The sequence below is a fragment of the Mycobacterium sp. genome (assembly GCF_049673265.1).
Lineage (GTDB): Bacteria > Actinomycetota > Actinomycetes > Mycobacteriales > Mycobacteriaceae > Mycobacterium.
The window spans coordinates 1-3,346 of sequence record NZ_JBATXN010000486.1 but is presented as its reverse complement, the minus strand read 5'-3'; the positions used below and the strand labels follow the sequence as shown (position 1 = coordinate 3,346).

4 protein-coding genes and 1 pseudogene are annotated in these 3,346 nt (G+C 63.5%); 3 read left to right on the top strand and 2 right to left on the bottom strand.

The window, feature by feature from the left end:
- Both WBF82_RS16905 and WBF82_RS16900 read left to right on the top strand, forming a co-directional pair.
- Positions 1–857 (top strand): annotated as a pseudogene (locus WBF82_RS16905) (amidohydrolase family protein); the annotation flags it as partial.
- A 1-nt stretch (position 858) separates the two neighbouring features.
- Complete coding sequence (locus tag WBF82_RS16900) at positions 859–1,455, top strand: TetR/AcrR family transcriptional regulator (RefSeq protein ID WP_424384121.1); 597 nt, start codon at positions 859–861, stop codon at positions 1,453–1,455.
- 5 nt (positions 1,456–1,460) lie between these two features.
- Here the strand turns inward: WBF82_RS16900 and WBF82_RS16895 are convergent, their stop codons facing one another.
- Positions 1,461–1,856: an STAS domain-containing protein gene (locus WBF82_RS16895; protein WP_424384120.1), complete on the bottom strand. Its 396-nt coding sequence runs from the start codon at positions 1,854–1,856 to the stop codon at positions 1,461–1,463.
- A gap of 210 nt (positions 1,857–2,066) precedes the next feature.
- Positions 2,067–2,936, bottom strand: coding sequence for a D-alanyl-D-alanine carboxypeptidase family protein (locus tag WBF82_RS16890; RefSeq protein ID WP_424384119.1), 870 nt, complete (start codon positions 2,934–2,936; stop codon positions 2,067–2,069).
- A 59-nt stretch (positions 2,937–2,995) separates the two neighbouring features.
- Between WBF82_RS16890 and WBF82_RS16885 the strand changes: the two genes are divergently transcribed.
- Positions 2,996–3,346: nuclear transport factor 2 family protein (locus WBF82_RS16885; protein WP_424384122.1), on the top strand; the 351-nt coding region annotated here is incomplete at its 3' end.

Here is a 3,346-nt window from a genome sequence, read left to right as displayed (position 1 = left end):
CTGCCGGTTCCGTTCGAGTTGTACTCCGATGGAATCGACTTGCCGGTCTTCGAGGAGTTCGGCGCGGGCACAGCGGCGCTGCATCTGCGTGATCAGCTGGAGCGCAACACGTTACTGGCCGACAAGGAATACCGTCGCAGGTTCCGTCGCCAATTCGACCGTAGAAAACTCGGACCGTCGTTGTGGCACCGCGACTTTCACGAGGCCGTCGTCGTCGAATGCCCCGATAAGTCGTTGATCGGCAAGAGTTTCGGCGCGATCGCCGACGAGCGAGGACTGCACCCACTGGACGCGTTCCTCGACGTCTTGGTGAAAAACGGTGAGCGAAACGTCCGCTGGACCACCATCGTGGCCAACCATCGGCCCAAGCAGCTCAACAGGCTGGCTGCCGAACCGAGTATCCACATGGGTTTTCCGACGCCGGGGCGCACCTGCGCAATATGGCCTTCTACAACTTCTCGTTGCGGTTGCTCAAGCGCGTGCTGGAGGCCGACCGGAACGGCGAGCCGTTTCTGTCCATCGAGCGTGCAGTGCATCGCCTGACCGGCGAAGTGGCCGAATGGTTCGGGCTGGATGCCGGCACCCTGCGCAAGGGCGACCGCGCCGACTTCGTGGTGATCGATCCGGCCGGCCTGGACGATTCAGTCGACGCCTACCACGAGGAGAAGGTTTCGTTCTACGGTGACCTGAGCCGCATGGTCAACCGCAACGATGCGGCCGTGGTGGCCACCGGCGTCAACGGCGCAATCGTGTTCCGCAACGGCCAGTTCCGGGACGGCTATGGCGAGACGGCGAAGTCGGGCCGTTATCTGCGGGCGGGCCACCGACAGCCCGTCGGCTCGGGTGCGCGGGTCTGAGATGGCGAGAACCCAGCAGCAGCGGCGAGACGAAACGGTTGCGCGACTGCTCGAAGCCAGCATCGCAACGATCGTCGAAGTCGGATACGCCCGGGCATCGGCCGCTGTGATCACCAAGCGCGCCGGGGTATCGGTCGGGGCGCTGTTCCGCCACTTCGACACGATGGGCGACTTCATGGCCGCCACGGCGTATGAGGTGCTTCGGCGTCAACTCGACTCATTCACCAAGCAAGTCGCCGCGATACCGACCGAGCGGCCGGCGGTAGAAGCGGCGTTGACAATTCTGCGAGACATCACCAGCAGCTCCACCAACGCTGTGATGTACGAACTGATGATCGCTGCGCGGACCGACGAAAAGCTCAACGCCACTTTGCAAAACGTCCTTGATCAATACACCACCAAGATCTGCGACGCCGCGCGCACATTACCCGGCGCCGAGAGCCTCTCGGCGGAAACCTTCCCGGTCCTGGTGGCGTTGTTGATCAACACCTTCGACGGAGCCGCGTTGGTGGGCGCAGTGCTGCCCCAACCGGACATCGAGCAACAACGGATTCAGCTGTTGTCGTCGCTGCTGAGCGGAGTTGGCCTACCGGCCTGAGCGTTTCAGCTGTCGGTGAGTTTGCCGACGGCGTCCTCCAACGTCCGGCACAGGCTCATCATCTCGTTGATCCCGAGCAACGTGAGCGGCCGGTGCGTGGTCGGCCCGTCGGCCACGACGCAGAACGGGGTCGACTCACCGAGGGTGTCGCGGGTTTTCATCAGCACGCTGATCCCGGCCGAACCGAGAAAATCGACTTTGGAAAGGTCGACAATCAGGCCGTTCGGCTTTTTGGCAAGCGCGGAGTCGAGCGACTCGGCCAACCCCGGGGCAGTGAGCATGTCGACACTGCCGCTCACCGATACCACGACCAGCCCGTCGACCAACGACTCGTGGGCATTGAAGTCGTCTTTGTAAGACTGTGGTGGCGAACCGGGCGCAGCGGGTTGGTTCTCGGCCATCGTTGATCTTCTCCTTGCGGGCATCTGCGCGGTTGCGTACGTTGCAGACGGGTTGTCAATGGCTGTCGACTCAACCGATTAATAGCGTCGACGTATGTCGACACCATGCCGCGAAAGCTCATATTGGGCAAGTGCAAAATAGGGCAACTGCTTAATGGAATGCAAACGGCATAGGCAGACTAGCAAAGCTTAGCGCGTGCCGTGGGCGAGCTACAAAACGCCGACCGTTGACTGCGGGTTGAGGGCGAAACCCCAGTCGAGCAGGCTGCCGGCCTGATCCCAGTAGGTCGGCCCGCCCTCGCGCACCAGCCCGTACATCATGGCGATGACCAGTCGGCGGCCGCCGCGAGCAGCCGCGCCGACGAACGTTTTGCGCGCCGCGTCGGTGAAACCGGTCTTGCCGCCGATTGCGCCCGGATAACGCTGCAGCAACTCGTCCTGGTTGGCGATCGGCTGATCGTCGTGATCGCCGGGAAACATCGCCGACGGCTCGGCAGTGATCTGGGCGAACACCGGATTGGCCATTGCAGCCCGGAAGATGACGGCCAGGTCGTGCGCCGTCGTCCAGCCCGAGCCCCCGGCCCCATCCAGGCCGGATGGGGTGGAGGCGTGGGTATTGACGGCGCCCAGCGATGCGGCTTTGGCGTCCATCTTGGCGACGGCGGCATCGGGGCCGCCCAGCATGTGCGCCAGGGTGTTGGCGGCGTCGTTGCCCGACACCAGCAGCAGGCCGTCGAGCAGTTGGCGCGCCGTATAGCTGCGGCCGGCTTTCACCCCCACGCAGTTGCACTCGACGTGGCTGTCGGCCTCGTCGGCGACCACGGTGGAATCCAAGCTCAGCTGGTCGAGCACCACCAGGGCCAACAGCACTTTGATCGTGCTGGCGGGCGGGTGCCGGACGTTCTCGTCCCGCTCCGCCAGCACCTGACCGGAATCGAGATCGGCGACCACCCAGGTCTGCGCCGGGCCGTCGGGGATTGGAACCGAGCCAACCGGCTGCACGCCGGCGTCTGCCCGCGCCGTCGCACCGCCACCGACGAACGCCAGAACAGCCGCAACTGCGGCGACGAATACCCGCATGCCCGGTGAGTATATGGCCCGATCCGCTCGTCGTCGCGACTGCGGTGTTGAATCGATCCATGTTGAGCCAGGCCGAAATCTCTGACCGGTTGGAAATTCAGCAGCTGCTGGTGGATTACTCCACCGCCATCGATCTGCGCCGATTCGACGACCTCGACGAGGTGTTCACGCCCGATGCGTACATCGATTACACGGCGCTCGGGGGAATCGAGGGCCGCTATCCGGAGGTGAAGGCCTGGCTTGCCGAGGTATTGCCGAATTTTCCGATGTACTTCCACATGCTGGGCAACTTCTCCGTGCGCCTCGACGGGGACACCGCATCGTCGCGGACCATCTGCTTCAACCCGATGGTTCTAGGTGGTGACAAAGACCAGGTGATGTTCTGTGGGCTCTGGTATGACGACGAGTTC

Coding starts and splice junctions, on each gene's coding strand:
- WBF82_RS16895 (WP_424384120.1), bottom strand. CDS start 1,856: ATGGCCGAGAACCAACCCGCTGCGCCCGGTTCGCCACCACAGTCTTAC.
- WBF82_RS16890 (WP_424384119.1), bottom strand. CDS start 2,936: ATGCGGGTATTCGTCGCCGCAGTTGCGGCTGTTCTGGCGTTCGTCGGT.
- WBF82_RS16900 (WP_424384121.1), top strand. CDS start 859: ATGGCGAGAACCCAGCAGCAGCGGCGAGACGAAACGGTTGCGCGACTG.